The sequence below is a fragment of the Paenibacillus terrae HPL-003 genome (assembly GCF_000235585.1).
Classification (GTDB): domain Bacteria; phylum Bacillota; class Bacilli; order Paenibacillales; family Paenibacillaceae; genus Paenibacillus; species Paenibacillus terrae_B.
In genome coordinates this window covers 3,236,693-3,262,483 of sequence record NC_016641.1, presented here as the reverse complement: position 1 = coordinate 3,262,483, position 25,791 = coordinate 3,236,693, and the positions used below count along the sequence as shown (strand labels likewise).

The window sequence follows — 25,791 nt, the reverse complement described above, 5'->3', positions numbered from 1 at the left end:
TTATTGAAACAACTTATTGATCATCCGCATTCCATTCTCTATAAAACTGCTCCAAATACATCTCCATCCATTGATGCCGGACAGCCGCCATTTCTTTAGCGTAAGCTGTATTCATTAAATCCTTGAGCTTCAACAGCTTTTCGTAAAAATGGTATATGGCACTTTTGCCTGTGGCACGATAATCGTGCTGTGAAAAATCTTTATCCGGGTGATGCATCATAGTGCCTTTTGAGCCTGCATACATAAAGGTTCTTGCAATACCGATCGCTCCAAGTGCATCCAATCGGTCTGCATCCTGTACAACCTGACCCTCCAGCGTTTCCATAGGCGGATTTTGGCCACCATTGTACGACATCGTCGCAATTATAGTCATCACGTGCGTGATAACTCCAGAATCACTTACATGCAGACGCAGCCACTGCTCCACTTTATCCAGCCCTGCTTGTTTGGAATCATTTAATTTTTCGTCCGCCACATCATGCAGCAGGGCAGCCAGTTCACAAATAAACGAATCTGCGCCCTCTTGGGCAGCAATCTTAAGAGACAGCTTTCTCACCCGGTCAATATGCCACCAATCGTGACCACTGTGGTCATGCTCCAGCTGCTGCTGTACAAATTGCTCTGCCTTTTGAATAATAACTTCCATAACAGCTGCCTGCTGCTCTGTTCGTTTTTCCATAGGTCACTCTCCAATCCCGCCATACATTCCATGGCAGGCTAATATAATGTTTCAAAGCATACATATCCTCATCAGCAGCTCCACATCTACTATATAGGCTGAACTCAAAAAATGTATATAAAACTTCCAGAACCACATCTAATGGTCCTGGAAGCTCCTTTATGCCCTGCTTATTTTATTCATATTCAGCCTGTTCCCGTTGGCTACTCCAAGACACCCAGCTCACGGTTCTTTTCCTTGAAACGGCTGTTATGGGAGGATACATAAGCCGCTTTGTCTGCTGAGGGATCAATGTACAGCTTGGCGCTGTTCAGTGCAAGGGCAGCATCCGTGAACGTACCTGCAATCAGATACAGCTTGCTTCCGTACTCGACAAAATCACCTGCGGCGAAAATCCCCGGTACATTCGTTTCCAGCTTTTCACTCACCCGGGCATGCCACTCTCCCATGTCCAGTCCCCAGTCCCGAATTGGACCGAAATCGGATTTCAGGCCATGATTCACAATAACTGCATCGACATTCAGTATCTGGGTTTCACCCGTCTCTACATGACTGATCGTCACCTGCTCAATCGTTTCTCCGTTGCTGCTATGTAGCTGACTCACCGCATAAGGTGTGAGGACTTGGACCGAAGACGCTTTCATACGAGCTACATTTTTCTCATGTCCGCCAAAATGATCCCGCCGATGTACGACAGTCACACTCGCCGCAATAGATTCCAGCTCATTCGCCCAATCCACCGCCGAATCGCCTCCGCCGGAAATCAGAACATGCTTGTCCCGGAACGGCTCCAGTTCCTGCACGGTATAATGCAGGTTCGTAACCTCATAACGGTCGGCCCCTTCAATCTCCAGCTTGGCCATTTTGAGAATGCCATAGCCTATTGCCAGTATAACGGTACGGGTCCAATGCTGCTCCCCTGTTGCAGAAGTCAGCAGGAAGGTTCCATCGTCTTGGCGATCCAAGTCTGTAATCTGCTGCCCCAGTACAATCGTAGGCTCGAATGTTCGCGCCTGCTGCTCCAGCTGTTCGATCAGCTTTTTACATAAAATCGGGGTAACTCCCCCAACATCCCATATCATCTTCTCCGGGTATATGCGCATCCGTCCGCCCAGCTCATGCTTGGCTTCGATCAGCTTGGTTTTCATATCTCTCATTCCACTATAAAATGCGGTATACATTCCGGCAGGACCACCGCCGATAATCGTTACATCATATAATTCCAAGGACTCTGTCACTCTGCAACTCTCCCTATCTTAGCGTAATCTGTCTGCTTCTATTATAGGTGATAATAATTATCAATATCAATTAAGAAATAAAAACACGACGATTACGGAAGTTGCCGCTTTCCCTCATTTTCTGTACAGGGATTGCTGCACTAGGGGTAAGTCCGAGATAAGTCCAAAAACGGAACGATAGATAGAAAAAAATGTAAAAAGGGCTCGAAGGCCCTTCAATAAATCAAGTTGTCGAGCTAATTCTTGCTGTCGGGTACTTACTCAAGCATATCCATAAGTAATGTTCGTTTTTGAGATTAATAACACAGGACATATGGAAATTTTTATTACATTAAAAATCCCCATATAAATGCAATATTATTAGCTGATAAAAGCTAACTGTTATAAAATACGTCAGTTGGCTTTTCGGTACACGAGCTATTTTACATATTAAAACGAGGAAAAAGTTTCAAAGCATTATTTCTCGTAACATCCATTAATTGTTCCTTTGAAAAACCTTCAAATTGTTCAAGTTGAGCATTCATATAATGTTCTATGTCTTCTGGGGCGTAATGTGCATCGCTACCATACAAAATATGAGAAACGTCTGTCGTTGCTTTTATTGCATTAAGTGAAGCAGGAGCTGTAATTAGAGCTGTATCGTAATAAAACTGTTTCATATATTCTTCTGCATTTTTTTTCAGATTAGGTATTTTATCTCCCATAATCTTTTCTACAACAAGTTGAGAACTAGATATCCTTTCTTTTAGAAACGGAATGGTTCCTCCACCGTGAGAGAGTATGATTTTTAAATCAGGACAACGTTCAATCGTTCCACCTAGAATTAAATTGGTCGTTGCACGGGTGGTATTAAATGTAAATTCAATCATAAAGTCTGCAACAATATATTTTGGACGTTTATATGATGCAGGTGGCGAACTCGGATGGATATGAACGACTGCTTGACGCTTATTCAGTTCGTCAAATATAGGATCAAAAATAGGGTCTCCAAGGAAATCTTCTTGGTAATTTGTTAAAAGACCTACACCATCCAACTTTAACACGTCTAAAGCGTACCTTATTTCCTCTAATGCTGCATCGACATCTGGTAATGGGATAACGGCAAATCCACCGAAACGATTAGGATATTTTTGTATCATTTCTGCTTGAAATTCATTAACTTGCCTTGCATTTTTTTTTGCATCTTCTTTTTTTGTAATTGGAATTAAAGCAGGTTCTGAGATTGATCCGATTGCCGCTTGGATTCCAAGTCTGTCCATTAGTTCTAAACTATCTTCTGGGACCCATTTTTTTATTGTCATTCCTCCTGACTTATCAACTCCGTGTGTTTCTAATGCAGCACGGTAAACTTCTGGGATAATGTGATGATGAACATCGATACGAAATGGTTTCTGTTCCATAATAAAATCACCTTTCTTTTATAATGAACTTAATGTATATTAATAGACATCGTGTACATTCATTAGTATATTCCGGTTTATTTTGAGTGCAATTTACATATATTTAGGAACTGTCTTTTACGAGACAATCCTTTTTTTATTGTCTAAAAAATTTTAGTTCTTATACAAAAGGTGATAAAATGTCTAAAAGGAAAAATCTGGACCCTCGTATTAAAAGAACACATCAATTATTAAGAACAGCACTAGTACAATTATTAAAAGAGAAGGATATAAATTCGATTTCAATTAAAGATATTACCCAAAAAGCAGACTTAACAAGAGGTACGTTTTATTTGCATTACAAAGACAAAAATGATTTTCTCATTCAATGTACAGAAGAAATCTTAGATGAATTAATTGATTATGTACGTCCAAATGAAGCTAATCCTTCTTTGATGATTGAATGGTCCAATCCAGCGGAATCATTCTTAAAGTTATTCGAGTTTATTGGAGATGAAGCCGATTTCTTTTATTTAATGCTTAGTAACCGTGGATTACCCGAATTCAGAGACCATTTGTTAAAAATAGTGAAAATGAAAGTGTACGATAAAATTATATTGAATATAAATGAATCTAAAGATGGACTCTTGATTTCTAAAGATATATTGATTAGCTATATTACCTCTGCCCATTTAGGAGTCATTTATAGCTGGTTAGAAGGTGGAATGAAATATAGTCATAACTATATGGCTAGTCAATTAACTTATTTAACTGTAACCATCTTAGGACAATTAGGTATTGAAAAAAATTAAATGTAATCTGTTGTTTTAGATAGCTTTTTTTATTACTTATAATGCAAAATAGGCGATTAAAATTGGTACGATATAACGTCTAAAGTGATATTAATCTCACTCACTAATTTAGGATGTTCAGTAAGTTATATCTTTCTAAACACAATAGTTTACATTTATTTACACCTATCATGCCGGTTTTGGACTTATCTCGGACTTACAATGTAACTTCCGACGGTACGGTTGAGGCTGTGGAAAGTTTGTTTTTTTAGTTACAGGAGCCCGCAGCTATTGCCCCCTTCTCTAAAAAAATCGGAAAGCTATTCAACTGAATTTCTATTTGAAAATTCACTCATAAGATATGATGACGTCAGAGACTCGATCCTTAAAATTTGGCCTACCATGGATGATAACCTCCCATTAGCCTTAATTATAGCAATGCAAGAACAAGGGTTACAGGTAGTCCCTCCGACAAAATAAAAATGGCCCATGTATTATCCAAATCTTCTAATTTCAATAGCGCTTCGTCTTTTCAGGCGAATTTTTCAAAAAAAATACTTCCATCGATCATCCAATATCGTTTAGAAAGAGGCACCTCGTTCAAAAAGTTGTGATATTCCCCCTTCCATCCCGTTGGCACATAGTGTTCAAACGAAGCTGGCTCTGGAAACAGCGAATAGAGAACTTTTTGATCAAAATCAACATACAGCGCAGGATATAGCTCCAACACTTCATCCTTATGTTCAATGGCATCCTCCAGCGTAATGAGCACTGAGGTTAGTTCATCAGCAGCTACTCTATACTCACAGATATGCCCCAAAAATACTCCTGCCGTTGTTTCATCTAAAATAGAAATACCAAACCGTTCTTCCATCTCCGTATTTAAAAACCAGTACTCTCTTTCCGTCACATACCAGTTCCATTTTCCATTAAAAATAACACCTACAATGATGTTTTGCGCATATTCAGGCCATAATCTCATAAATTTTTCGCGTTATCCGCGTTCTCACTTTCATATTATAGTTCGATCCAAAAGCGGTTTACACGCTTTCCATCTTCCTTTACGTAATCCTTATCCGGCATTCCGCCGTTGCGGATAATTGTTTTTCTGGAGGCAATATTCTCGGAGTCGCATACGACCAAGGCTTTGGTAATCCCCAGCTCTTTTGCTTTCTCCAGCGCCAAAGCCAGCATGCGAACAGCATACCTGTTCCCTCGTGCCGAAGGACGGATACCGTAACCAATATGCCCTCCTGCATTGAATAGGTGTTCGTTAAGCTCATGCCGTATATTCACCGCACCAACCACCTGTTCACTTGCATTTACAAGCCAGTATGTGGAGCTTTTGACCCAGCCTCCAGACAGGCCGATGCCATTTTCCTGATTGCTTAAAAACGTAAGCATTCCTTCAAAATCATACGGCTCTATAGAAATTACCCAAGGCATCATTGGCTCCTGGCTCTTTTTCCATTCTTCATAAAATGAAAGGTACGCTTCCCTCCATTCCCGAGCTGGCTTTACCAATTTGACGGTTTGCATACAACTCACTTCCTTCTCTTTATATGTTTGAATGGTCTGCTATGATTTAAATATGTCAAGTCCGTGAATGTTTGGGCCCATTCTGCAAAAGAGAGCTTGTCATCCCAAGTGACTTGCTTCATCGCTTTGGCACATCCCCAGTTAAGAACCTGCTGATGCAGCATGTGCACCCGGAATCGTTCAGCAAATCCTTCATTGGCCTCCATACCTTTGAAATAAACGGTAAGAAACAGTCGTGCCAGCTCTTGCTCGCCGTTTTCCAGATACATGGTGGCTATCTTTGGCAGGTCTGCAACTCCATCACCAAAATAAGCGGTCGTAAAATCAAAAAGCCCACTAATTCTCCAGCCGTTTTCCCCGTTCTGCACCAGAACATTTTGCGGTTTAAAATCTCCCATTACAAATGTGGCCGCTTCCAGTTGATCGAATGCTTGACGTGAGCCTTCCAACATGTCCTCTACCCATTCCAGATCCTGTGCAGTAATGTCCGAGTATTTTTGGGCATCCTCCAGCCAATATCGAATTCTTGCATACAACCATGTCCGGTAAGAGATTTTAAAAGGGCGAATAGCCAGAGTCGTTGTATCCAGCTCCCCGCTGATCTTAACCTTCCAGCTATGAAGCTCCAACAGGGAAGCAGCAAGCATTTCAGCCATTTGCTGTTTATCCCGTAAGGTCAGCTTTGCCTGCAGTTCGGGTGTATGTATGTGCTCACCATATAAACGCGGCATAACAGCATAGCTCCAGCCGAAAATGTCCTCGGTGTCATCCACTAAATACGGTGCCGGCACAGGAATTGAAGTCCGTGTGTGCAGTTGCTCCACCATAAATCTTTCTTCCACCCATTGTCCGGAAAAAAGCGGGTTGCCCTTTAACACAAACTGTCCAGCCGTTGAGGAAATATAGAGAGTTTGTCCCATCACTCCTTCTGCCGTTTTTTCGGAAGACAGTAGACGCCCCAAATCAAAACGATCCAGCACCCTTTGCAATTGATCATTCGTGACCTCTCCTAGCCGATTAGATGAAAAATAAATAGTCGTCGTCATCTCTATACCCCATAATTTTTAATCGTTGCTTCGAGAGTTTCGTCCGTATCCGCCAACCACACGAGGCTAACCTCGAACGTTCCCGGCTCGAAAAACAAGGGAAATCTCCGCTTGAACCAATCCTGCATCGGCAGATTGAGCGCCTCCTTCATATCCACCCATAGCAGTTCTCCCTCGGGGGGATTATTCAATAGTTCACCTTCCGTTGCTGTAGCCAAGTAGTTAAAGACCATGTATCTCAGCCCTTGGCTCGGGTCACAATATTCGTCAATTCCTTTAAATACAATTTCCCTGACCGTTAATCCCGTTTCCTCCTTCACTTCACGAATAGCCCCGTCCACAATACTCTCTGGAAACTCTACTTTCCCTCCTGGGGCAATGTAGCCCGGAAAACCCTTTTTATCCGGTCTATTAATGAGCAATACCTTGGTTCCGTCCTGAACCATACACATGGTATATAATTTGTGTGTCACTTCCGTGGTCAATCCGATCAAACCCTTCTTTATTCATTCTTCTTCTTACTTTAGCGCAATCGCCACGAGCTGTCACAGTCCCTCGTCAAACAACTGTAATCCTATGATTTCAAAGGCAACGCCTCAGTAGATACTTTTCTTGTAATAATAGTGTTTAAAGCCTCGGGGAGCGTCATCAATGACACCGACCACTTCGTATCCATGCTTTTCATAAAATTCGGGTGCTTGAAAAGTAAACGTGTTGAGCTGAATAAATGTACAGCCTTTATCTTTAGCGATTTGTTCGATTTCACCAAGCAGCTGCGAGCCATAGCCCGCTCCTCTATAGCGCTGATCTACCCACAAAATATCAACCTCTACCCAATTCCAGCACAGTACACTTAGGAGGCCGCCAATGACCTGGCCGTCTTCATTTTTGAGAATAAGATTAATCTCTTCATACTGGGTTCGAATATCTGCAGGTACATGTTTCGCATTAAATTCAATCAATTTGTTTCTGACCAAACGCGCTTCATCTCTACTGCTCCGACTCATTTGAGTTCTCAGCGTCATGACATAAATCCTCCAATTTTCCAATGTGTCATTAAAACAGGGTTTTACTGTTATATATTGTATATTTTTTTGCATGCCTAGTCACTTACTTCATGTTTGAAAGTCTGGATTCAGGGTCGATCTTTGGAGGTATGTATGCAAAATACTGAAGTAGACGTAAAAAGCAGCTGCCGGGTTGTTAGACCTGCAACTGCTTTACTAGGATAGATTTAATGACGGATCTCTATCATCTAGCTGCTCATTAATTGCTGACTGGAGTCAGTTTTCCGCCCCCGGACAACGAAATCGTCTCCCCGTTCAACCAGCTATTTGCACTCGCACTTGCATCATAATAGATGGTGTGTCCGTTGTCCACGATGTTCGAGAGTTTAGTATCGCTGTCTGTCAAAGAGGTTAGATAGGAATCCCCTGTAACGACCCATTTGCTTGTTTTATCCAGATTTAACGCAACCGATTTAGCTGTGTTTTCCGAATTCATAGCGCCTTTCAGGGTTGTCTTGTTTTTCAGATTAACCGTAATGGAACTAGATTTATCCGCAGTAATGCTGCCCGGCAGTGTTTGGTTGTCTGCGTTCAGTGTCACATTCGCCCCGTTTGAACCTGTGGTTCCCCACTTGTCAGCAGCAGCGTTCAGCAATACTTCTGTATTTCCTTTTAATTTGGCCCCTTTCAGGTTAACCACAGCTTCTGTATTGGTAGAGTAGAAGATAGGACCCGCCTTAGCCGTCAATGTACCACCATTCATCGTAAAGACACTGGTTCCGACCTCGGCATCGCCCGAGAAGCTTTGATACAGCATGACGCCGCGATCTACATCTCCAGACAAGCTGGTGTTATTGACCGTAATGCTGTTTCTACCCTCAATGACAGCCGCTTCCGATCCGGTTGCTTTCAAATCCGAATTGGATACAGTAATCGTACCTGTCGAATAGATGCCTGGGGAACCTTTTCCTGTTGTTTTGCCCGTTGCTTTGGTCACATGAATCGTACCGTTACCCCGGTCTGTCGCAATAGCGGCGGAATGCTCACCAGCCGTTTGGATTTTGACATTCGTTGCATTAACCGTTCCCTTCAAGGTAGCATCCAGTCCACGCGAGGAGTCGGCGCTGGTTTGAATGGTAACATCTTTTACATTAATGGTAGAGCCTTCTCCTGTTGCAAACACCGCATTGGCTCCGTTGGCATCCGTTTTAATAGTGGAATCCGACAACTGGATGGTGCTGGCAGAAGCAGCTAAAACCCCGGCGTTCAGGCCGTAAAAGTTACTGTAATCGTCCGATGAGGTAGTGCCTTTTTTAGTCAGAGCGGACTTGGAAAGTGTTAATTTTCCACTGTCAGTTACTTTGACAATCGACTGATCTGCCTGATCCGCAACAATCGTCTGCTTGGACAGGGTTACACTTTTACCGCTTTGTGTGTATTTTGCTGTTCCGTTATCTGTATAGCTGTCTGAGCCTTCACCCGGTTTCCCGCTTGGTGGCTCGCCATCCGGAGGCGTTCCTTCAGGGGGGGCTTCTACGGTTGCACTGGTATCTGTGGTGCTACTGTCTGTAGAAGTTTCTGTAGAAGTTGTTGTAGAGGAGTCCACTTGAGTGGCAGCTACAGACGTCGAAGTAGAAACTTCGGTCGCATCGTCTGTTGATGAGCTGGCATAAGCGTATGATGCAGTAATGGAAGCCAGCAGTACAGCTGTAGCCATAACATTCAATTTCTTTTTCATTACAATCATCCCTTTTCATAGAGTTTAATTGGGTGGAACTGTATGCTTGGACTTGATGGTTCTACAAGGTGTCAGGAAGCTTTTAAGGAGTGAATGGCTTGTCCTTATCGGCTACAAACTCATCTTAGAACACTAGATTGAAAATAAAATGAGTGCTCACTGAAGGTTTGCTGAATGCTAAAAAAACAGGCCCTCCGGTGAGGCGGAGAGCCTGCTAACTGCTGTCTTTTGTTGTCTATTGTCTATTGTCTGCCGTAAAATGAGAAGAGAAGGTTTGATTAAATTGAAATATCCAATGACTTCCCAACGCCCGTAATGTCGCTGCTGTTAGCAGTGTTGGCACGAGGTGTTTCCGTGCTGCTTTCAGCTGGCTTTTCCATTTTTGGAGTTGACGTGCTGCTGGATTGAGAACTTTGCTGAGCAATTTGCGCTTCAATTTGTTTAATTTGCTGCTGAATCTGCTTCATTTTGGTTTCTTTTGTATCCTTATTATCCTTGCTTTGTTCTACCTTATTGTATTCCGCTTCAAGTTGGGCTTTTCTCTTTTCAAGACTGCCTGTATCGTTGGTGCTGGTTGAAGATGAGGTGCTTGCAATAGATATAGAACTGCTGGATGTTGATGAAATGTTCATAAAAGATTCCGCCTTTATAACAGTATAGGTTTACAGTTGTGGGCTAACTATGCTCCTAAGTAATGGTATTGCAAGGTATGACTATGAAGACGACGAAACAGATTGTTCAAAAACCTTAGCGATTTTATCAAATAAAGCCGATATTTCCTCATCTGTCGCATTCGATTTGTCCGTATTGCCCCATGCGTTTTTTAATGCAGACAACAGATCCGTTGCTTGATCCTCCTCTGAAGACGTCGAGCCGGACACCAGACTGGAGCTCAGAATACTTTGCAAGTCACTCAGGAGAGATCTTTTTTCATCTACGGTAAGTTCCTTGTCAGATGTAGTGCTGTTGTCCTCTTGGTTGGAGGTCTCTTGGATATTCCATGCGAACGGAGGCATAATTCCACCCATCGCTTGCATCATAGGAGGTAGACCGCTGTTATCGACCTCCGACTGGAATGAGTCATCTTTGGGCGGCGGTGCAGGGCGATTATTCTGGATCGTTTCTGCTACTTTATCGAATAGATCCGATACTTCCTCATCCGTTACCGTCGAAAGATCCAAATTGGATAATAACTCGGTAACCGAAGCCAGCGGGTTCTTGGTGTTGCTGCTAGTAGGTTCATCTGTTTCAGATAAGGCGCTGGAAGAGGTCAGGTAGCTTTGCAGCTCGGATAATAACGTTTTCTGTTGATCCGTAGTCAACGTAAGCTTATCCTGGTCGTATTTGTAATCATGACTGTAGTTTTCCGTAGGAAGCGAGGTTTGCATTCCACCCGCATATTCCATAAATTCCGTGCTCAATTCGAGTGAATCATTCGATTTCTTGTGTGTGATGTTTCCTGTGTTATTTAATCCAGTCTCGTTGGACTTCACCGTATTCGAGGTATCATAGGAAGTCGTGATTAGATGCCTGTTAATGGATAGTGACAAAGTAGATCCCCTTTCAGTGTACATCATGTTTTTAGTTGCCCACCCCTCTTTCATCGGTAGCAAAACTGAATGCAACCTGAGAATACGCTGAATGATAACTGAATAATTGATTTGGGGTGTAGCCATTCGACCTACTTCCTTGTTGTAATATCCAAAGTATTCATGATACTACTACGCTCAAATAGTTCTAAATCCCCTCTTTTCCTGCTCCCTGGACTATAGTCAAGGAAAATCCCCGCCTCAGGACGGGGGTATGAACCCTACTCTAGACAGGAGCAAGCAAAGGTATAATTTGTTACTCTTAGCAGAGAATAAACGAACGTATTCAGAAAGTCGAAAGTAGGGGAACGGTTCATGATCCGTATTAGTCATTTGATTCACGAGAGATTTCTGTTCTTATTTAAATTTTTGCATTCACCAGCCTATGTGGGGAGTGTAACACCAAGCTCCAGATTTCTAGCTAAAAAAATGATCGAATCCATTCCATGGAGTGAAATTCATAGCGTTGCCGAGCTTGGTGCTGGTACCGGGGCAATTACTAAGTACATTCCATCTGCTGCAAGGCAACAAACCAAGGTACTGCTTTTTGAGAAGGATCAGACGATGCAACGAGATTTAAAAAAGAGATTTCCGAATTATCTTTGTTATTCCGACTCCCGTGAGCTTCAACTTGCTATGCAAAATGTACAAATTGAACAGCTTGATTGCATAATAAGCGGGCTGCCATTTTTTAATTTTCCACAAACGATGCGAGATCAAATTGTAGAACAAATTCACCTGTCGCTCAAGGATCAGGGAATGTTTATCGCCTTTCAATATTCCAAGCAAATGAAACAGCAGTTAGGGGAATGGTTTGATATTGAGGAAATCAAATTTGTGCCCATGAACATTCCACCCGCGTTTGTCTATGTTTGCCGGAAAAAAGGATGAACAAGGGGGATGGGTATGGACGTTGATTATTTAATTTCCATCATCGAAGACTACGGCTATGCAGCATTATTTTTTTCCTTATGGCTCGGGATCGTGGGGCTACCCATTCCAGACGAAGTCATTGTGATGACTGGCGGGGCTGTAACCAGCATGGGAATACTTCAACCGATACCCGCTTTTTTCATCGTATATCTAGGGGTTGTATCAGGCTTGTCCTTAGGCTATGTATTGGGGAGATTCTTGGGTACACCCGTTCTGGATCGTTTACGACGAAAAAAGAAAATGGACAAGTACATTACATTTTCGGAAAATTTGGTACATAAGTATGGCAATTTCACCATTTGCATCAGTTATTTGCTGCCGATTGTTCGCCACATCATCCCTTATATTGTCGGGATTAATAAAATGAGCTTCAGGCGTTATGCTTTGTTCTCTTATTCAACGGGCTTGATCTGGACGCTAATCTTCTTTGTGCTCGGACATTTTTTCGGCGATCATGTACAAACAGCAGGAGAACTTATACATCGTTATGGCTTACAAATCGCATTGCTTCTCATGTTACTGGCAATTATATTTTTTATAATGAAATACGTTTGGGGGAAGAAAACAACTGAGGAGTAAAGGCTGCTCATGTTCGGCATGTTCATTCTGGCGTTACTTACCTACATGAAAAAGAAATAGACCGCCCTCTGGAAAAGGTTAGCGGTCTATTTCACTAATCCAACCCTACAGCCACCGCCCTTATAAGCGGCTGTTGTCAAAGAGTGAGGATGTTGGTAGCATCCTTACTCTTTTTTAGTATATACCTATTGGCTATAGTTTATCACAGGAAAAACCATATTGCCAATATGGAAAATCCTTTACTATCGTTCATCCCGAGTTATTTTTTCAATTTAAGCAGCTTAACCAGCTTGTCATGAATAGCGGTATTCGGGTAATTTCCGCTAAATTGGGAGGCGCCAGGTCCCATCGCAGTCAGTGCCACATCTACTGCGGTATGTCCTTTTGTCGTCCAATCAATATAAAACGTTTCGTTCGTGCCTTGTATGGTGAATGGACCATCTTCATTCGTGGTGCCGTCGTCGGCTTCGTCTTTCGCATCCTTGCCTTCAATGGCCAAACCACCCGTTTCGTGGTCAGCTGTAACCAGAACCAGTGTATCTGGATGCGCTTTGGCATAATCTTTAGCTACTTTAACGGCCTTGTCGAGCTGCTGCCCGGCCTTGATCGTTAATGCACCTTCATTGTCATGCGCCATCTCATCCGTTCCTTCTTCCTCTACCATCAGGAAAAAGCCTTTTTGGTTTTTGGATAGCACATCAATCGCTTTCGTCGTCATATCTGGCAAAGAAACGGTTGGGTTATAAGCGTTACCCAGCTTATTATGAGCTTGGAACATCTCTTCATTGGCGAACAACCCGAGCAGTTTAGAGCCTTTGGCTGCTTTCATTTCCGCCTGATCCGTCACATAGCTATAGCCCGATTTCTTGGCCTGGTCCACTAAATTCCCTTGAGTTCCCTTACTAGCCTCCTCGGGATCTTCTGCCGGCGCATCTGGATGTTTACCTGCTGTTCCTGCCGGATACCAGAAATCCTCACCACCACCCAGAATTACATCCAGCTTGCTATTCTCCAGATACTGCTTAGCAATTTCGCTTTGCGCAGAGCGCTTCTCGACATGCGCACCGAAGGCTGCCCCGGTTGCATCCGTCACTTGGCTGGTCGTCACGACACCTGTGGACATGCCAGCTTTTTTCGCCAGCTCCATGATCGTTGTGACGGGCTTTTTATTCATATCCATCCCGATAGCGCCGTTATACGTTTTTACACCTGTTGCAATGGCAGTTGCGGCGGCGGCGGAATCTGTAACGAGGTTGTCCCCTGAGCTTGTGCTAACCAGCCCCGTTACAGGCATGTTATCCATTTCAAGCAATCCCGACTTCCCGACTGTTGCCAGACGAACCGCATTGCGGCTTGCTTGTCCCATGCCATCGCCGATAAAAAGAATGACATTTTTAGGAGCATCGACTTTTACTGAGGTAGACTTCTGTGCTTTGGACACTTGTGCTGTAGTGGACTTCGAATTAGATGAGGCTGCAAAAGTGGTAGGGATGTCAGCAGATAACAATGGCGCACCCAAGACCGTAATAGCGCCTAAAGCAAGAATACTCTTTTTCATTGAACGCTTCTTCACAAGGTCACACTCCAGTAGATTTAATATTAATACATGATGAAATAATCATATATTTGAATTGTAAAGCGTCATCAAGCAAAAGATCACATAGATGTAAAAAAACACAAAACCCGGTCTCAGATGGCTTCGTTTCTAGCCAGGACCGGGTTAAAATCTTATAGGGTCTTCTCATAATAATTCCAATTGACTTCATTTCGATCTTCCTTTAGCTCCCCGGTGTTTTCGGTGCAAATATAGGCTGTAACGACAATGTATAGTCCATAATATAGCCCAACCTAATCACTCTTTTCTAAAAGAAGACACCGACTCTTGTGATGTCAAGGTCGATGTCTTCTGATGTTTAGATATCATTTGTACTTTATTCCTCTTAAATCGCTGCAATTTCCTTGCCAATCGGCATGGTGTAGTAGAGCGGTTTTTGCTGTTCGTTTTGCTGGTAGACTACGAGTAGCAGCGTGCGGCCTTCGGCGGTCAAAGGGCTGCCGCCACTCAGAATATGATCCAGCCGGAACGGCAGAACATCCAGCACAGCGTGCTTTTGCAGTTCTTTTTCACCCAGCTTCAAGGAAGCGAAAGCCGGAATAATCTCGCGGTATGGCTGTGTCTGTTGACTGCCCGAGACGGAATGGGCTTCTGTAGCATAAAGAGCTGGTACAGCAGTTTGCGTACCATCTTCCACCGCAGATTCTGCCACATTCTCTCCACCTGCGCTTTCCTTGCTCGCATCTGCCACAAAGTCTGCGACCACTGGTGACAACAACGCATCCGGGTGCTGAAGAGCCATTTTCATATAGCTGGACCAATCGTCCTTCTCCAAGGCGTGTTCCCACCAGATTTTACGCGGCTTGTATTTATGGTTCAGGAAGTAGTCGAGCTTCATCAGCCCAAGCACCATATCCATTCGCTTCGTTCCGCGTGACTCCAGAAAGGACTGGAGACGCGTAAACAGGTCTTCAAGCTGGTGGCCGATTTTTTGCCAGCCTTGTCCCTCCCAATAGTCTCCGAACTCCTGAAAAAAATCAAAAGCGGACGCAAATTCGCGCTCGATCAGATAGTTCACCGTATGATCCATACGATGGGAGTTCCAGTATTTCTCCAGCACATCTTCCAGACGTTTGAGCCGAACGATATCGGCAAAGGAAAGGACGTCATTGCTCAGCATTTCATAAGGTGCAACGTCCATATATGTGTAGTTGTACTTATCTGCGTCGATACGCAGTCCAGTGCCGCGCAGCATCTTGAGGAAGCCGAGCTGAAGCTCTTCCGGGCCGAGCGCAAAAACGTCATTAAACGTTTTACGGAACGTGTTGTAATCCTCCAAAGGCAGGCCGGCGATTAAATCGAGATGCTGATCAATTTTCCCGCTTTGTTTGACCTTCGTAACGGTACGGGAAAGCTTGGTAAAGTTCTGGCGACGCTTGACCAATTCATTGGTCGGATCGTTCGTCGATTGGACGCCGATTTCAAAGCGAAATACGCCTGGCGGCGCGTTTTCTGCCAAATAATCCAACACCTCGGGACGCATAATATCTGCCGTAATCTCAAACTGGAAGACACATCCACGATGGTTTTCAATGAGAAACTTGAACATTTCCAGCGCATAATCGCGTTTAATGTTAAAGGTCCGATCCACGAACTTGATCAGGTTGGCTCCGTTGTCGATCAGATACAGAATATCCGACTTCGTACGCTCAATATCGTAATAACGCACCCCTACCTCAATACTGGACAGACAGAACTGGCAACTGAACGGGCAACCCCGACTGGTTTCAAAATAAACAACCCGTTTGCCTAATTCCGGTATATCCTCCGCAAAGCGGTACGGTGACGGCAGCTCGTTCAAGTCCGCCTTTGGACGGCCCGGCATCTGAATGATCTCTTCTCCCTTGCGGTAGGCCAATCCATAGACAAAATGGTACTTTTGTGCACCCTCAATCTCCTGAAGCAGTTGATGAAAGGTTTCCTCCCCCTCACCGACAACGATAAAATCCACATTCGGCAGGCGTTTCATCCAATGGTCGGTATCGTAAGAGACTTCCGGGCCACCGAGAATGATTTTGACCTCAGGCATAATCTTTTTCAACACATCAATCACTTTAATCGTCTCTTCAATATTCCAGATGTAGCAGGAAAAGCCGATGACATCCGCTCCCCGCTGAAACAGGTCGGATACGATGTTCATCACAGGGTCCTTGATCGTATACTCCGCCAGCTCGATGTCAAAGTCCTTTTCACTGTAGGCTTTGAGACACCGGATCGCCAGCGAGGTATGAATATATTTTGCGTTTAACGTTGATAAAATGACTTTCATAGGTCACAACCTTTTATAGTTTGCATGACGCCTCATATCTTTTAGTATAGCTATTCAAAATCCTCGTACACATCGTCCGCATAAATTTCATCTTCGTTCACTGCTCCTACGGCATTCCCCTGATTTTGAAAAAAATCAAGGAACAGCTTGCCGTACTTGCGGAACTTCACTTCGCCGACACCCTTGATCCGCAGCATGTCCGCCTCAGATTGCGGGTTCGCTACACTCATCTCACGCAGCGTAGCATCGTTAAAAATGATATAGGACGGTACATGCTCCTGTGCGGCCAAATCGCGGCGAATCAGGCGCAGTTGCTCGAACACCGTTTCGTTGACTGCCGCTGGATACGCATCGCGTCCCTGTCGTCCACGCGAGCCCGTCCCACCTGCAAAAGCAGTGGCATGTCGCACCACACGCTGCATGACTTCGCGCTGACCTTTCAGCACTTCTGCCGCAGGCTGCTGCAAACGGACAACCGGATATTGTCCCTCAGACAGCAGCAGATAGCCTTCCGATACAAGGACGTTAATAATTTCAGAAATTTCTTTTTCCGTCCGATTGCCCATTACACCATAGGTTGGCAGGCTGTCAAAGCCATACTGTAGCACTTTTTTGTTACGCGAGCCTTTCAATACCGAGGCTACCATTGAAACACCAAAACGTTCCCGCATGCGATGAATACACGAAAAAATCTTTTGCGCATCAATGGTCATGTCCACCAGTTCCCGTTCATCCGTACATGAGCTGCATGTGCCGCAAGCTTCATGCTCCTCTGCCTCACCAAAATACTCAAGCTGCGCCGTACGCAAGCAGCGAGTCGTATAGCAATAATCAACCATCTGCTGGAGCTTACGGTAGTCGTTGCGCTTGCGCTCCTCATCCTGTGGATTTTGCTCGATCAGGAATTTCTGGGTCACAATATCCTGCGGTCCGAACAGCAAAATACATTGACTCGGATCACCGTCACGTCCTGCGCGTCCCGCCTCTTGTACGTAAGCCTCCATATTTTTAGGCATATTGTAGTGAATGACGTAGCGCACGTTCGATTTGTCGATCCCCATGCCGAAGGCGTTGGTCGCTACAATGACACGAATGTCGTCGTACAGGAAGCCCTCCTGGCTGTCTGCCCGTTCCTGATCGGTCATCCCGGCATGATAACGCCCAGCCGCCATTCCCGCATCCCGCAGCCGTTGGTACAGATCGTCCACGTCCTTGCGTGTCGCCGCATAAATAATGCCCGATTCGCCGTCATGCTCACGCGCATAATTCAGCAGAAAGCTGCGCTTGTCCTCCCCACGCAGCACGCTGAACGCCAAATTCGGCCGTCCCAGTCCCGTGACGAATGTCTCCGGTTCACGCAGACGAAGCAGCCGCACGATGTCGTCCATGACCTGCGGTGTCGCCGTTGCCGTGAATGCCGCTACAATCGGGCGCTCGTATAGCCCGTCCACAAAAGGAGCCACCGCCAAATAACTGGTGCGAAAGTCATGTCCCCACTGGGATACGCAGTGCGCCTCGTCGACCGCAACGCAGGAAATCGGTAGCTGCGCCATCTCATCGCGGAACCAGTCCAGTTCCAGCCGTTCCGGTGCAACATATAGAAGCTTCAAATCTCCATTCCGTGCGGCACGTATGCGGTCGTTCACTTCTCGGCCACTCAGCGTACTATTGATATAGGCAGCCGCAATTCCCATCGTGGTCAGCGCATCCACCTGATCCTTCATCAGTGAGATCAGCGGTGACACAACAATCGTCAGTCCATCATGCAGCAGTGCGGGAATCTGGTAGCATATGGATTTCCCGCCACCTGTCGGCATAATGCCTAACGTATCGTTGCCCTCCAGCATACTGGCGACAATTTTCTTTTGACCCTCCCGGAAATCGGGATAGCCATAAAATTTTTGCAGTAAATCCTGCGCCCGTTCCAATGTTGGTGCTTGTACACTCATAGTTTCAAAACTCCTCATATTTCTGGCGTCCCTCGACGCATATCGGCTTATCTTTCGTTACCTTTAGTTTACCGGGGTTCAAGGTAATGTTCAACCGCTGGAAGTCCACAGGCATGATGTATATGAAATTCTTATCGAACCCTTCTGCCATGGCGTTCGCTGTTTTCTCATGATATAGTGGACACGGTGCCGCAAGTTTGTCCATTACTACGATGAGACACGGTACCAAGAAGGAGAAAGAACCCATGAACAATCGTAAACCCAATCGAAAAAATCATACAAAATCCACGCCAAACACAGGCAACTCCAAACGCAGCCATAAACCCGCCGGAAAGTCCGGCTCACATAGACCCGAAGCACGGGGCAAAACGGGGGCTTTTGATAAAACTGCTGCCCGAGAGCATGGTAAACCGGAAAAAAACGTTGCAAAAACATACATCGTGCAGGAGTCTGCCGAGCTGTTGAACTTTTTGGTAGAGCATGTGTCTGGCATGGGCCGTAATTCCATTAAATCAGCGTTGGCCCGTGGGCAAGTGTCTGTGAACGGCATTCCTCGTACTGTGTACAATTTTCCGCTGGAGCAAGGTCAGACTGTAGCGCTCTCCAAGGAAAAAATCACTCCCGAGGTGCCCCTGACCGGGCTGCGTATTTTGCATGAGGATGAGGCCATTATTGTCATCCACAAGGATGCCGGGCTGCTGTCCGTCGCCTCTGCGCAGGAACAGGAAGTAACAGCATATCGTCAGCTTACGGCACATGTGCGACGCGAACATCTATATAATCGTATTTTTGTGCTGCATCGTCTGGATCGTGATACATCTGGAGTCATGATGTTTGCGAAAAGTGAAGCCATACAGCAGGAAATGCAACAAGCGTGGAAGGAAGTCGTGTATGAACGAACGTACATCGCTCTCGTAGAAGGACAGGTTAAAAAAGCTGCGGGCACCATCACCTCATGGCTGAAGGAAAGCAAGACGCTGAAAATGTATTCCAGCCCATATCCGAATGACGGACAGCACGCAGTTACTCATTACAAGCTGCTTCAGGCCAATCGGCATTTTTCTTTGCTGGAAGTACGTTTGGAAACCGGACGCAAGAATCAGATTCGCGTTCATATGGAGGATATCGGCCATCCGATTGTGGGAGATAAAAAATACGGCTCCAAGGCCAAATCTATCGGTCGCCTCGGCCTGCATGCGCGCGTACTGTCGTTTGTTCATCCCGTCACGGGGGTATTGCTGCGGTTTGAATCCGACATTCCTAAAGCCTTTTTAAATCCGTTTCGAGAGTAGACTTACGTAAGACAAGCAGGAGTAAGTGGAGCGAAAAAAGTCTACAGGGAAATCAGGGGGCTGTATGATACAGCTCCCTTTTTTATTTATTAAGCGGTATGCTTACGGACACCATTAGCTGTTTTCATCAGCTCGTCCCAAATGGAGATCGGTGTATTGCAAATGGGACAATTCAGCCAACCGTTTAAATAGGGTAAGTGGGCCAAAAGGTTGTTCTCTTCAATTTTTTGGGCATATTGATATAGCCATTGTAGATTAGAGCCTTTATGGTCCAATGAGCCGGGTTGGATCGAATGGGGAACCAGGTTTTTTGAGTTTACCGGATCTTTATCGTAAACCACCAGGACATCACTTTGTTCAACGGGCCAAATATAGAGCGGAGTTCCGCAATGCGGACAATCCAGCGTATATTCATCACCAGTATCAAAGCTTTGCAGCATAAAAGCTACACATCGATAACCCTGAAAGGCAGCCCCCGCAGCCAAAACATAACGCTTGCCGACATCTCCTTCGTGGTCCTTAGCATACAGCACCATTTCCTCGGTCAATCCTGTAAGCCGGACAATGGCTTGCTGGTATTGTTCATATATATATTCAGCCAGATCTGCATCCAATTCTACCTGATCCCTTGCAAATTCCAACGGAACTTTTGTATGTAATGGATTAACATTTTTGGCTTCGAATATTCCGCAAATATTATAAATATCCGCACGAATGCTTACATCAGAAGTGCTTAACGCAATATCTACGAGGTACGGTACAGCTGCGAAGGTACAAGTATATAACGTATTTTGGTGGTACAGTTCCTCCCAATACAGGGTGTCAGCCATTTCGCCGTCATATCCGGCTTGGAGCTGCTTCAACATTTCCGGGACGTATTGAGAGGAACCATAGGGACCTTGGAGCAAAGCCCAGGCCGGATCGGACAAAGCCAGCATCTTGAAACTCCTTTCACTGTTTTACTTTAAGTGTAACATGAGGTGGGATTTTGAAATTCCTTTTGCTATTAAATTCATTTTAACTTCATAATTCTTAGCTTCTTACATTTATTTTATTATACGCTTGCTTTTAGCTGAAGTTTCTTTTCCCATTTTACGCAATGCCTAAAGTCACAAGTCTATAATCATATTCGGTTAAGCTTGCGGTATTGTGAAGGTGACATATGCTTTCTGGCAGAAAAAAACCGACTAAAATAAAATCCGTTCAGATATCCGCATTTTCCCGTAATATCATCAAGCGTATATTCTATCTCCAGCAATAAAGTCTGGGCCTTCTCAACGGTGAAATACCTCTTCGGGCGGGCAAAGAATCATGCACCTGGCATTTGCCTCCCCCTGGTGTTCCCTAATAGTATACGCAAACTTCCCTTCTTCAATTACATAGGCAATCCAGTGCGCATCCGTATCGAATACCAACTGAAAAGATTTTTCTGTTTCCAATATACATGCTGATGAATGTGTACCCCAAACATGGGCGTTCACCGCCTTCATTTTCCATGTCCTGCTGACTGTGCGCCAAATGTCCACAAAGCGTTCTATTCATCATCTGCTTTGTCATTATAAAGCCTGTTACTAAAGATTAGCTAAACGTGAAATAAAGTATATGTGCATGATGTTTCCGTGAGACGGCATGAGACAAGAAACCTTTTGCGCCGATATTACCGTGGCTGGCGGCGGATTGGCCGGTGTCTGCGCGGCTGTTGCGGCGGCTCGTCTGGGGCAGACGGTTGCACTCCCGCCAACATTATAAATGGATTTGCACGCCCATACAGTGGGCCAAACATGTGGGTGTCCGATCCGCTGTCCTAGCTACAGGATGGAGTATATGAATACGTATATGAAAAGAAGGGATGGGAACATTATGTATGAATACTGCCACTATAAGGGGAAATAGCCCATGACCATGACACCGAAACAGCGGATTACCTTGCACGGGTTTAACAATCTGACCAAATCACTGAGCTTCAACATGTACGATATTTGTTATACCAAAACAAGGGAAGAACGCGAAGCCTATATCGAATATATTGACGAACAATACAATGCGGATCGACTAACTGCCATTTTAAAAAATGTGTCCGATATCATCGAGGCTCATGTGCTCAACGTAGCCCAGCAGGACTATGTTCCTCAAGGAGCCAGTGTAACAATGCTTATATCGGAAGGTCCTATCGTGGAGATGCCTACAGAATCCTACGCCGAATCACCCGGCCCTCTGCCCGACTCTGTCGTTATACAGTTGGATAAAAGCCATATCACTGTCCACACCTACCCGGAATATCATCCCGACGAGGGAATCAGCACGTTCCGAGCCGATATTGACGTCTCTACCTGTGGGGAAATCTCCCCGCTCAAGGCACTCCATTATTTGATTCATTCCTTCGACACAGATATTATGACGATTGATTATCGGGTACGCGGCTTTACACGTGATACGAATGGGCACAAGCTGTTCATCGACCATGACATCGCCTCCATTCAAAATTATATTCCCGACGAAGTGCGTAACCAGTATGACATGATAGACGTGAATGTGTATCAGGAAAACATTTTCCACACCAAATGCAAGCTGAAACAATTCGATCTGGACAATTATCTATTCGGCTATGCAAAGGAAAGTCTGAGCGGAAACGAGCAGCAGAACATAACCGCCCGTCTTAAAACAGAAATGGATGAAATTTATTATGGCAAAAATATGACGTAGCGGGATGGGAGCAGCAGGATGGACTATGAGCCGGGCTTTTGTCCTTTTTTGATGCAAAATGAGAAATTTGATTCAGCTTTATCTGTACAAGTGGGAGATTGTTCACTATGATAGGGAAAGAATCTACTAATTTGAAATATTAAATTCACCTTTTAGGCACGCTTTGAATTGTAAGCGCAATCAATTGAACCTACTAATTTTGTTATGGAACACAAAGGAGGAATTTGTATGCAAGGCGGTATTGGCGGTAAAAATATCATTTTACGACTGGAAATTTCCACCGAGCACATCCAATTTGGTCAATTGATTACGCTGGTCAACGAACATGGCGGGGACGTTATTGCGATTGACGTCATTCGCACCTCTGAAAAGGTCACCGTGCGGGATATTACAGTTACCATTGCCGACCCGGCCGAAGTTGACCGAATGATTGCCCGGATTAAAAAAGCACAAGGCGTAAAGGTACTTTCCATCTCTGACCGGACCTTTCTGCTGCACCTTGGGGGTAAAATTGAAATGCAGCCCAAGGTTCCGATTCAGAATCGTGACGACTTATCCCGGGTGTACACTCCAGATGTAGCACGCGTGTGCATGGCGATTCATGAGGAGCAGGACAAAGCCTTCCGTTTGACAATCAAACGTAACACCGTTGCTGTCGTCTCTGACGGAAGCGCTGTCCTCGGCTTGGGCAACATTGGCCCCTACGCGGCTATGCCGGTCATGGAAGGCAAAGCTATGCTGTTCAAGCAGCTTGGGTCCGTCGATGCTTTCCCGATTTGTCTGGACACACAGGACACTGAGGAAATCATCAAGGCGATCAAGCAAATCGCTCCAGCTTTCGGCGGTATTAATCTGGAGGATATTTCATCGCCCCGCTGCTTTGAGATTGAGCAGCGGCTGCGTCAGGAGCTGGACATTCCTGTTTTTCATGATGATCAACATGGTACCGCTGTTGTCTTGTACGCAGGGCTGATCAATGCACTCAAGGTCGTCGACAAGGCGCTGTCTGATGTCAAAATCGTGGTCTGCGGTATTGGTGCTGCGGGTGTAGCCTGCACTAAAATTTTGCTGTCTGCGGGTGCCGTTAACATCATTGGTGTAGATCGCCACGGAGCCATTACAGCTGATGAAACATACGATCATCCGGTGTGGAACTGGTACGCACAGCATACCAACCCCGAACGGTTGTCAGGTACGCTGTCCGAGGTTCTGAAAGACGCTGACGTGTTTATCGGTCTATCGGCAGGCGGGCTACTCCAACGGGAAGACGTAAAACGCATGAACGAGGCTCCCGTGCTGTTCACCATGGCTAACCCGGTTCCCGAAATTGCACCCGAGGAAATCGAAGACATCGCAGGTGTCATTGCCACCGGACGTTCAGACTATCCTAACCAGATCAACAACGTGCTTTGCTTTCCCGGCATTTTCCGCGCGGCGCTCGACTGTCGCGCCCGTGAAATTAACGAAGAAATGAAGCTCGCGGCAGCAGAAGCCATTGCGAGTACGATCCGCCCCGAAGAATTAAATAAGCTGTATATCATCCCCGGCGTATTTAACGAGAATGCCGTTCAGCGGGTGCGTGAGAAGGTCATTCGGGCTGCGATTGAGAGCGGAACCGCCAGAAGAGTACCTCGCGATTTCAGGTAAAAGAGAACTGTCATGTAACGTGCCAAAAAGGATTGCTCCCTAAATACGGGTGCAATCCTTTTTTTATAAGAAGATCAAGATTTCCTACCATTATGACTTCCATTTGGAAAACAGTTGGCTGACGCGTTGAGCGAACTCCTCCAGATTAAAGCTGGAGTTGTCCAGCTTGTAGTACCATTTTTTAATCGTATCCAGAATCCATGACGGAACTTTAACCCCCGAGATACCTGAGTAAAACGTATGATACGCCCACACCAGATGCTCCCAGCGCTTGTCATCGCCCTCCTTCACGTATTCGGATACGTCCAATACTTTAGCGCGTCCATCTTGCATCAGTACATTTTTGAGGTGAATATCACGGGGATTCAGCCCTTTGGATCGGACAAACTCCCTCGCCTCTTCCACGTCCAGAATGACTTGCTCCGGCACTGGAATGCCTTGCAGCAGACAATCCAGCAGCGTAATACCTGATTCATAGCTTATGACAATGTACTTGTCACCTTTCCCGTAATAATGTGGAAAAAAATCGGACCCCTGCAAACGCTCGTATACGTCGGCCTCCGCATCCTTCTTCTCGATCGCCATGTCTGAGTACACCTTGAACGCGTAGCCGGGCAACGCATCGAGCGTAAATACGGCCGCATCGGTCCCGATGCCAATACAACGGACGTCTTGGGAGACTGTTTTAATCGTAACCGGATCATTATCCTCCGTGCTGTAAACAGTCACTTGACTTATAATTTCGTCAGCCTGCCTCCATTGTTCAGCCATGCGCGATCCCTTCCTTCTCTGTTCTAAACCATTTGAATGAAGTTAGACATATGTCGGATACAGCAGTAACTTTTTCAACTCTGAATAGCTTGCCGCTGTTTCATAGGCTCCCGCTACCTCAGACTCCGGGGCAGCCTTTCTGTGATTGAACCAGATGACCCGCCAATTCGCCGCTACAGCTCCCGCCACGTCATTGCGCCAGGAATCCCCAATATAGCAGCAATGCTCCGCCAGAGTCCCAGTCCGTTCGTTCACCACTTCGAAGATACGTGGATCAGGCTTGGCATAGCCAACCGTTCCGGATACAAAAATATGCTCTGCCGCAATATGATTTTCCAGCGCCATCGCCCTGATTTTGCTCATCTGGTGATCTTCGAGACCATTTGTAATCAAGCCAACCAGATATCCGGCCGAGCTCAATTCATCCATTAACGATGTAGCTCCCTCGAAAGGCTCAATCCGATACTGGCGATCCAAGTACTCTTTTTGGATATCCACTGCCTGCTCACGGGTAATATTCACCCCAAATTCCTGTAAAGCCAGGACAAAACGGCCCTCCCTCATATCCTCCAGCTCATCCAGCCCAGCCTTTCCCTCCAATAGTCCTCCTTTGGCTGATAACACATCACTGTAATAGCGAATACGATGATAGGCCTCTTCATAAGGAAAACGCTCACTCAATCCTAATACTGTACGCAATGCATCACGAGTAGGGTGCAAATGATCGTACATTGTATCATCCACATCAAAAAATACTGCCTTCTTGTGCAAGTTCATATACCCACTTCTTTCTGTAAAAATCATTTGATGACGTTCATCCTCACCTTGTCCTGATATTATACCCGCTGACCCGATAGGTTGCACCTTACTCCTTCGCCATTCATATTTGTATCCATTCCCGCATTCACACTTCACCGTGGCGGTCATAAACTGAAAAGACATCTTTTTCACAAACTCACTTTACTTCTGTACTTATCTAAAATAGGTATCTCGTCCTGTTTTACCCCGAAAGCGGTTTATCCCATAG

The 25,791-nt window shown here is 45.2% G+C and carries 25 protein-coding genes and 1 pseudogene; 8 read left to right on the top strand and 18 right to left on the bottom strand.

What is annotated here, in order from left to right:
- Window positions 1-13 precede the first annotated feature (13 nt).
- The 3 genes from HPL003_RS14910 to HPL003_RS14900 all read right to left on the bottom strand — a co-directional run bounded on the left by HPL003_RS14910 (window position 14) and on the right by HPL003_RS14900 (window position 3,317).
- Window positions 14-679: an HD domain-containing protein gene (locus HPL003_RS14910; protein WP_014280510.1), complete on the bottom strand. Its 666-nt coding sequence runs from the start codon at window positions 677-679 to the stop codon at window positions 14-16.
- Between the two features lie 203 nt (window positions 680-882).
- Window positions 883-1,917 carry an NAD(P)/FAD-dependent oxidoreductase gene (locus HPL003_RS14905; RefSeq protein ID WP_014280509.1) on the bottom strand — a complete coding sequence of 345 codons (1,035 nt, stop codon included), beginning with the start codon at window positions 1,915-1,917 and terminating at the stop codon, window positions 883-885.
- 422 nt (window positions 1,918-2,339) lie between these two features.
- Window positions 2,340-3,317 carry an amidohydrolase family protein gene (locus HPL003_RS14900; protein ID WP_014280508.1) on the bottom strand — a complete coding sequence of 326 codons (978 nt, stop codon included), beginning with the start codon at window positions 3,315-3,317 and terminating at the stop codon, window positions 2,340-2,342.
- Window positions 3,318-3,496: 179 nt separating this feature from the next.
- Here HPL003_RS14900 and HPL003_RS14895 point away from each other — a divergent pair, with 179 nt between their 5' ends.
- A complete protein-coding gene (locus HPL003_RS14895) occupies window positions 3,497-4,108 on the top strand; it encodes a TetR/AcrR family transcriptional regulator (RefSeq protein WP_014280507.1) in 612 nt (203 codons plus the stop codon).
- A gap of 511 nt (window positions 4,109-4,619) precedes the next feature.
- Here the strand turns inward: HPL003_RS14895 and HPL003_RS14885 are convergent.
- The 8 genes from HPL003_RS14885 to HPL003_RS14850 form a co-directional block, all read right to left on the bottom strand.
- Complete coding sequence (locus HPL003_RS14885) at window positions 4,620-5,069, bottom strand: hypothetical protein (RefSeq protein WP_014280505.1); 450 nt, start codon at window positions 5,067-5,069, stop codon at window positions 4,620-4,622.
- Window positions 5,070-5,104: 35 nt separating this feature from the next.
- On the bottom strand, window positions 5,105-5,626 hold the full coding sequence (locus tag HPL003_RS14880; RefSeq protein ID WP_014280504.1) for a GNAT family N-acetyltransferase: 522 nt from the start codon (window positions 5,624-5,626) through the stop codon (window positions 5,105-5,107).
- 5 nt (window positions 5,627-5,631) lie between these two features.
- Window positions 5,632-6,672, bottom strand: a complete 1,041-nt coding sequence (locus HPL003_RS14875) for a phosphotransferase family protein (RefSeq protein ID WP_014280503.1) — start codon at window positions 6,670-6,672, stop codon at window positions 5,632-5,634.
- 2 nt (window positions 6,673-6,674) lie between these two features.
- Window positions 6,675-7,166, bottom strand: coding sequence for an 8-oxo-dGTP diphosphatase (locus tag HPL003_RS14870; RefSeq protein WP_043922404.1), 492 nt, complete (start codon window positions 7,164-7,166; stop codon window positions 6,675-6,677).
- A 102-nt stretch (window positions 7,167-7,268) separates the two neighbouring features.
- Window positions 7,269-7,697, bottom strand: a complete 429-nt coding sequence (locus tag HPL003_RS14865) for a GNAT family N-acetyltransferase (RefSeq protein ID WP_014280501.1) — start codon at window positions 7,695-7,697, stop codon at window positions 7,269-7,271.
- Window positions 7,698-7,938: 241 nt separating this feature from the next.
- The gene (locus HPL003_RS14860) at window positions 7,939-9,417 is read right to left on the bottom strand and encodes a hypothetical protein (protein ID WP_014280500.1); all 1,479 of its coding nucleotides are present in this window, start codon (window positions 9,415-9,417) and stop codon (window positions 7,939-7,941) included.
- Window positions 9,418-9,695: 278 nt separating this feature from the next.
- On the bottom strand, window positions 9,696-10,049 hold the full coding sequence (locus HPL003_RS14855; RefSeq protein ID WP_014280499.1) for a FlxA-like family protein: 354 nt from the start codon (window positions 10,047-10,049) through the stop codon (window positions 9,696-9,698).
- Window positions 10,050-10,130: 81 nt separating this feature from the next.
- On the bottom strand, window positions 10,131-11,093 hold the full coding sequence (locus HPL003_RS14850) for a hypothetical protein (protein WP_014280498.1): 963 nt from the start codon (window positions 11,091-11,093) through the stop codon (window positions 10,131-10,133).
- 228 nt (window positions 11,094-11,321) lie between these two features.
- On the opposite strand from HPL003_RS14850, the gene HPL003_RS14845 reads away from it, so the two are divergent.
- The 3 genes from HPL003_RS14845 to HPL003_RS30540 are packed head-to-tail and all read left to right on the top strand — an operon-like array spanning window position 11,322 to window position 12,578.
- A complete protein-coding gene (locus HPL003_RS14845; RefSeq protein ID WP_014280497.1) occupies window positions 11,322-11,897 on the top strand; it encodes a class I SAM-dependent methyltransferase in 576 nt (191 codons plus the stop codon).
- A gap of 15 nt (window positions 11,898-11,912) precedes the next feature.
- Window positions 11,913-12,518 (top strand): DedA family protein, encoded by a 606-nt coding sequence (locus HPL003_RS14840; protein ID WP_043922403.1) that lies wholly within the window; start codon window positions 11,913-11,915, stop codon window positions 12,516-12,518.
- A 3-nt stretch (window positions 12,519-12,521) separates the two neighbouring features.
- A complete protein-coding gene (locus HPL003_RS30540; protein ID WP_338000638.1) occupies window positions 12,522-12,578 on the top strand; it encodes a putative holin-like toxin in 57 nt (18 codons plus the stop codon).
- Window positions 12,579-12,777: 199 nt separating this feature from the next.
- Here HPL003_RS30540 and HPL003_RS14835 read toward each other — a convergent pair whose 3' ends face one another.
- The 3 genes from HPL003_RS14835 to recQ all read right to left on the bottom strand — a co-directional run bounded on the left by HPL003_RS14835 (window position 12,778) and on the right by recQ (window position 18,351).
- Entirely contained in the window at window positions 12,778-14,091 is a 1,314-nt protein-coding gene (locus HPL003_RS14835; protein ID WP_014280495.1) for an alkaline phosphatase, read from the bottom strand.
- Window positions 14,092-14,458: 367 nt separating this feature from the next.
- Window positions 14,459-16,402: a B12-binding domain-containing radical SAM protein gene (locus HPL003_RS14830; RefSeq protein WP_014280494.1), complete on the bottom strand. Its 1,944-nt coding sequence runs from the start codon at window positions 16,400-16,402 to the stop codon at window positions 14,459-14,461.
- A gap of 50 nt (window positions 16,403-16,452) precedes the next feature.
- Window positions 16,453-18,351, bottom strand: a complete 1,899-nt coding sequence (gene recQ, locus HPL003_RS14825; protein ID WP_014280493.1) for a DNA helicase RecQ — start codon at window positions 18,349-18,351, stop codon at window positions 16,453-16,455.
- A 245-nt stretch (window positions 18,352-18,596) separates the two neighbouring features.
- On the opposite strand from recQ, the gene HPL003_RS14815 reads away from it, so the two are divergent.
- Window positions 18,597-19,643 carry an RluA family pseudouridine synthase gene (locus HPL003_RS14815; protein ID WP_014280491.1) on the top strand — a complete coding sequence of 349 codons (1,047 nt, stop codon included), beginning with the start codon at window positions 18,597-18,599 and terminating at the stop codon, window positions 19,641-19,643.
- Window positions 19,644-19,732: 89 nt separating this feature from the next.
- Here the strand turns inward: HPL003_RS14815 and HPL003_RS14810 are convergent, their stop codons facing one another.
- Together HPL003_RS14810 and HPL003_RS27585 are read right to left on the bottom strand one after the other, a co-directional pair.
- A complete protein-coding gene (locus tag HPL003_RS14810) occupies window positions 19,733-20,581 on the bottom strand; it encodes a hypothetical protein (RefSeq protein ID WP_014280490.1) in 849 nt (282 codons plus the stop codon).
- A 185-nt stretch (window positions 20,582-20,766) separates the two neighbouring features.
- A pseudogene (locus tag HPL003_RS27585) lies at window positions 20,767-20,913 on the bottom strand (helix-turn-helix domain-containing protein); the annotation flags it as partial.
- A gap of 359 nt (window positions 20,914-21,272) precedes the next feature.
- On the opposite strand from HPL003_RS27585, the gene HPL003_RS28530 reads away from it, so the two are divergent.
- The 3 genes from HPL003_RS28530 to HPL003_RS14795 all read left to right on the top strand — a co-directional run bounded on the left by HPL003_RS28530 (window position 21,273) and on the right by HPL003_RS14795 (window position 23,993).
- Window positions 21,273-21,392: an FAD-dependent oxidoreductase gene (locus tag HPL003_RS28530; RefSeq protein ID WP_148267395.1), complete on the top strand. Its 120-nt coding sequence runs from the start codon at window positions 21,273-21,275 to the stop codon at window positions 21,390-21,392.
- Between the two features lie 147 nt (window positions 21,393-21,539).
- Window positions 21,540-22,346 carry an adenosylmethionine decarboxylase gene (speD, locus tag HPL003_RS14800; protein WP_014280488.1) on the top strand — a complete coding sequence of 269 codons (807 nt, stop codon included), beginning with the start codon at window positions 21,540-21,542 and terminating at the stop codon, window positions 22,344-22,346.
- A gap of 228 nt (window positions 22,347-22,574) precedes the next feature.
- The gene (locus HPL003_RS14795) at window positions 22,575-23,993 is read left to right on the top strand and encodes an NAD-dependent malic enzyme (RefSeq protein ID WP_014280487.1); all 1,419 of its coding nucleotides are present in this window, start codon (window positions 22,575-22,577) and stop codon (window positions 23,991-23,993) included.
- A gap of 90 nt (window positions 23,994-24,083) precedes the next feature.
- Here the strand turns inward: HPL003_RS14795 and HPL003_RS14790 are convergent, their stop codons facing one another.
- Both HPL003_RS14790 and HPL003_RS14785 read right to left on the bottom strand, forming a co-directional pair.
- Window positions 24,084-24,764: a protein kinase family protein gene (locus tag HPL003_RS14790; RefSeq protein ID WP_014280486.1), complete on the bottom strand. Its 681-nt coding sequence runs from the start codon at window positions 24,762-24,764 to the stop codon at window positions 24,084-24,086.
- Window positions 24,765-24,806: 42 nt separating this feature from the next.
- On the bottom strand, window positions 24,807-25,541 hold the full coding sequence (locus tag HPL003_RS14785) for an HAD family hydrolase (protein ID WP_043922723.1): 735 nt from the start codon (window positions 25,539-25,541) through the stop codon (window positions 24,807-24,809).
- Window positions 25,542-25,791: the final 250 nt, after the last annotated feature.

Excerpts from the sequence above, each read along its gene's own strand:
- HPL003_RS14910 (WP_014280510.1), bottom strand. The coding sequence starts at position 679 with ATGGAAAAACGAACAGAGCAGCAGGCAGCTGTTATGGAAGTTATTATT.
- HPL003_RS14900 (WP_014280508.1), bottom strand. The coding sequence starts at position 3,317 with ATGGAACAGAAACCATTTCGTATCGATGTTCATCATCACATTATCCCA.
- HPL003_RS14895 (WP_014280507.1), top strand. The coding sequence starts at position 3,497 with ATGTCTAAAAGGAAAAATCTGGACCCTCGTATTAAAAGAACACATCAA.
- HPL003_RS14885 (WP_014280505.1), bottom strand. The coding sequence starts at position 5,069 with ATGAGATTATGGCCTGAATATGCGCAAAACATCATTGTAGGTGTTATT.
- HPL003_RS14880 (WP_014280504.1), bottom strand. The coding sequence starts at position 5,626 with ATGCAAACCGTCAAATTGGTAAAGCCAGCTCGGGAATGGAGGGAAGCG.
- HPL003_RS14875 (WP_014280503.1), bottom strand. The coding sequence starts at position 6,672 with ATGACGACGACTATTTATTTTTCATCTAATCGGCTAGGAGAGGTCACG.
- HPL003_RS14865 (WP_014280501.1), bottom strand. The coding sequence starts at position 7,697 with ATGACGCTGAGAACTCAAATGAGTCGGAGCAGTAGAGATGAAGCGCGT.
- HPL003_RS14860 (WP_014280500.1), bottom strand. The coding sequence starts at position 9,417 with ATGAAAAAGAAATTGAATGTTATGGCTACAGCTGTACTGCTGGCTTCC.
- HPL003_RS14855 (WP_014280499.1), bottom strand. The coding sequence starts at position 10,049 with ATGAACATTTCATCAACATCCAGCAGTTCTATATCTATTGCAAGCACC.
- HPL003_RS14850 (WP_014280498.1), bottom strand. The coding sequence starts at position 11,093 with ATGGCTACACCCCAAATCAATTATTCAGTTATCATTCAGCGTATTCTC.
- HPL003_RS14845 (WP_014280497.1), top strand. The coding sequence starts at position 11,322 with ATGATCCGTATTAGTCATTTGATTCACGAGAGATTTCTGTTCTTATTT.
- HPL003_RS14840 (WP_043922403.1), top strand. The coding sequence starts at position 11,913 with ATGGACGTTGATTATTTAATTTCCATCATCGAAGACTACGGCTATGCA.
- HPL003_RS14830 (WP_014280494.1), bottom strand. The coding sequence starts at position 16,402 with ATGAAAGTCATTTTATCAACGTTAAACGCAAAATATATTCATACCTCG.
- recQ (WP_014280493.1), bottom strand. The coding sequence starts at position 18,351 with ATGAGTGTACAAGCACCAACATTGGAACGGGCGCAGGATTTACTGCAA.
- HPL003_RS14815 (WP_014280491.1), top strand. The coding sequence starts at position 18,597 with ATGAACAATCGTAAACCCAATCGAAAAAATCATACAAAATCCACGCCA.
- HPL003_RS14810 (WP_014280490.1), bottom strand. The coding sequence starts at position 20,581 with ATGCTGGCTTTGTCCGATCCGGCCTGGGCTTTGCTCCAAGGTCCCTAT.
- HPL003_RS28530 (WP_148267395.1), top strand. The coding sequence starts at position 21,273 with ATGAGACAAGAAACCTTTTGCGCCGATATTACCGTGGCTGGCGGCGGA.
- speD (WP_014280488.1), top strand. The coding sequence starts at position 21,540 with ATGACCATGACACCGAAACAGCGGATTACCTTGCACGGGTTTAACAAT.
- HPL003_RS14795 (WP_014280487.1), top strand. The coding sequence starts at position 22,575 with ATGCAAGGCGGTATTGGCGGTAAAAATATCATTTTACGACTGGAAATT.
- HPL003_RS14790 (WP_014280486.1), bottom strand. The coding sequence starts at position 24,764 with ATGGCTGAACAATGGAGGCAGGCTGACGAAATTATAAGTCAAGTGACT.
- HPL003_RS14785 (WP_043922723.1), bottom strand. The coding sequence starts at position 25,541 with ATGAACTTGCACAAGAAGGCAGTATTTTTTGATGTGGATGATACAATG.